The organism is Staphylococcus caeli (assembly GCF_900097965.1).
GTDB classification, from domain to species: Bacteria; Bacillota; Bacilli; order Staphylococcales; family Staphylococcaceae; genus Staphylococcus; species Staphylococcus caeli.
On sequence record NZ_FMPG01000037.1, the window covers coordinates 1 to 608 of the forward strand.

General features: G+C 42.1%; 2 tRNA genes and 1 rRNA gene. All 3 read left to right on the forward strand.

Annotation, left to right across the window (positions count from 1 at the left end):
• Positions 1 to 144: 144 nt before the first annotated feature.
• A tRNA-Ile gene (locus BJS11_RS13190) sits at positions 145 to 221 on the forward strand.
• 22 nt (positions 222 to 243) lie between these two features.
• Positions 244 to 319: transfer RNA gene (locus BJS11_RS13195), tRNA-Ala, on the forward strand.
• 189 nt (positions 320 to 508) lie between these two features.
• Positions 509 to 608, forward strand: a 23S ribosomal RNA gene (locus tag BJS11_RS13200); the annotation flags it as partial.

The window sequence follows — 608 nt, forward strand, 5'->3', positions numbered from 1 at the left end:
AACAAGGTAGCCGTATCGGAAGGTGCGGCTGGATCACCTCCTTTCTAAGGATATATTCGGAACATCTTCTTACGAAGATGCAGGAATAACATTGACATATTGTATTCAGTTTTGAATGCTCATTAGAGTATTCACATCGAGAATGGGCCTATAGCTCAGCTGGTTAGAGCGCACGCCTGATAAGCGTGAGGTCGGTGGTTCGAGTCCACTTAGGCCCACCATTGATTTTAATATTGCTTTTATGGGGGCTTAGCTCAGATGGGAGAGCGCCTGCTTTGCACGCAGGAGGTCAGCGGTTCGATCCCGCTAGTCTCCACCATAAAATTTGTACATTGAAAACTAGATAAGTAAGTAAAATTTATGATTTTACCAAGCAAAACCGAGTGAATTAGAGTTTTTAACAAGCTTTGAATTCAAAAAGAAATAATCGCTAGTGTTCGAAAGAACACTCACAGATTAATAACATTTTGGGTTTTCAACCGACACGTTCGTGTTGAAAGTCAAAAAAGATTAAGTTATTAAGGGCGCACGGTGGATGCCTTGGCACTAGAAGCCGATGAAGGACGTTACTAACGACGATATGCTTTGGGGAGCTGTAAGTAAGCTTT